This is a genomic window from Rhodococcus sp. YH1 (assembly GCF_009939605.1).
In the GTDB taxonomy this organism is placed as follows: domain Bacteria; phylum Actinomycetota; class Actinomycetes; order Mycobacteriales; family Mycobacteriaceae; genus Rhodococcus; species Rhodococcus aetherivorans.
In genome coordinates this window covers 1-2,024 of record NZ_WVTE01000180.1, presented here as the reverse complement: position 1 = coordinate 2,024, position 2,024 = coordinate 1, and the positions used below count along the sequence as shown (strand labels likewise).

The window sequence follows — 2,024 nt, the reverse complement described above, 5'->3', positions numbered from 1 at the left end:
CGTGGCTCAACTGCTGAGGTCGAGGGTCAGTCGGGCCAGCGTGACGGCCGCCGCACACGGATCGGGAGGCGCCGAACCGGGCGCGTACTGCACCCACCAGCCGAAGATCCCCGTCGTGGACGCTCCGACCCCCGGCTCGTTCGAGCCGGGGGCACCGTCGTTCGTCCGGTCCCGGGCGGTCAGTCGTCGAGCAGGCCCTTGTTCTCCTGCTGGGCGGCCGCGTTGCGGAGTTCCTCCTCGGCGGCGAGCTGAAGCGCGGTGCGCGTCCACACCACCTTCGCCCAGTGGAAGGTGAGCACCATGACGGTGATCCAGCCCAGGATCAGGCCGATGCCCGGTCCCGCACCCGGGTCGCCGACCGGCAGGGTCTGCCTCGACCAGATCGAGAGCATGCCGAACACGATCGACACCGCGGAGCCGGCCAGCGCCAGCCACGCCAGCACCCACCGGCGGGTGACGAGCGCCAGGATGGAGAAGATCGCGCCGAACACCAGAGCGAGCCACACGAAGATGCGGGAGGGCAGCGCGATGGACTCGGCGGTCGCGTCGGGGGCGAAGGACAGCACCTCCCACCCGTTGGCCGCCCCGGCGTGGGGCAGGCTGAACGAGCCGAGCAGCACGAGCACCGCGACCGCGACGACGAGCGCGCGGGCTCCGGGGTCGATCTCGCCGGCGATCTTGCGTTCGGCTGCCTCGAGGTCGGCGCGGACTTCGTCCATCGGATCCCTTCCGTCGTCCCCGGCGTCGTCGCCGGGCGTCCTGCCCTCGTCGGGGCCGCTCGCGGTCATGCGTCACATCCCGTCTGTGCCGGAAGTGGCTCGGGCACACCGATCTGCGGGAGACCGAGCCCCACCCCGATGGGGGGCGTCTTGGGGGTGCGGCCCTGCTCGAACCGGTCGCCGGCGCGGGTGCGCCGATGAGTCAGGATCGGGGTGTCCGCGACCAGATGGTGCGGGGCGGCCTCGCTGATCACGATCGTGACGACGTCGCCCGGGCGAACCGCACGGTCGATGTTGCCCTCGGGCCGGAAGTGCACGAGCCGGCCGTCACGGGCGCGGCCGCTCATCCGGGCGGTCTCGGAGTCCTTGCGGCCCTCCCCCGCGGCGACGAGCAGCTCGACCTCCCTGCCGACGAGAGCGAGGTTCTCCTCGAGGGTGATCCGCTCCTGCAGCGCGATGAGCCGTTCGTACCGTTCCTGCACCACCGCCTTGGGCAGCTGGCCGTCCATCTCCGCGGCCGGCGTGCCGGGTCGCCTGGAGTACTGGAAGGTGAAGGCGCTGGTGAACCGGGCCTTCTCGACGACGTCGAGGGTCTCCTGGAAGTCCTCCTCGGTCTCGCCGGGGAACCCGACGATGATATCGGTGGTGATCGCCGCGTGCGGCATGGCCGCGCGCACCTTCTCGATGATCCCGAGGAACCGCTCCTTGCGGTACGAGCGGCGCATCGCGCGCAGGACGCGGTCCGAGCCGGACTGCAGCGGCATATGCAGCTGCGGGCACACGTTCGGGGTCTGCGCCATCGCCTCGATGACGTCGTCGGTGAACTCCGCGGGGTGCGGGGAGGTGAAGCGGACCCGTTCGAGACCCTCGATACCGCCGCAGGCGCGCAGCAGCGCGGCGAACGCGCCGCGGTCGCGGGGCTGCTCCGGATCGGCAAAGGAGCGGCCGTAGGAGTTGACGTTCTGCCCGAGCAGGGTCACCTCGAGGACGCCCTCGTCGACGAGCGCGCGGACCTCGGCGAGGATGTCACCGGGCCGGCGGTCCACCTCCTTGCCACGCAGCGACGGCACGATGCAGAAGGTGCAGGTGTTGTTGCAGCCCACGGAGATCGACACCCAGCCGGCGTAGCTGGACTCGCGCCGGGCGGGCAGGGTCGAGGGGAACGCCTCGAGCGATTCGAGGATCTCGACCTCGGCGCGGCGGTATTCACGGTCCTGGTCGTCGTGGGGCTCGTCGCGTCTGTGCGGCGACGCATGCGGGCGCAGCGGCACGGTGTTCTCGCGGTGGCCGTGCCGTGGATCGTCG

General features: G+C 71.4%; 2 protein-coding genes. Both read right to left on the bottom strand.

What is annotated here, in order from left to right:
- Positions 1-179 precede the first annotated feature (179 nt).
- Positions 180-788: an Rv2732c family membrane protein gene (locus tag AIIKEEIJ_RS14095; protein WP_006948249.1), complete on the bottom strand. Its 609-nt coding sequence runs from the start codon at positions 786-788 to the stop codon at positions 180-182.
- The coding region (locus AIIKEEIJ_RS14090; protein WP_238406358.1) for a MiaB/RimO family radical SAM methylthiotransferase at positions 785-2,024 on the bottom strand (1,240 nt) is incomplete at its 5' end. The genes AIIKEEIJ_RS14090 and AIIKEEIJ_RS14095, both read right to left, overlap by 4 nt.

Excerpts from the sequence above, each read along its gene's own strand:
- AIIKEEIJ_RS14095 (WP_006948249.1), bottom strand. The coding sequence starts at position 788 with ATGACCGCGAGCGGCCCCGACGAGGGCAGGACGCCCGGCGACGACGCC.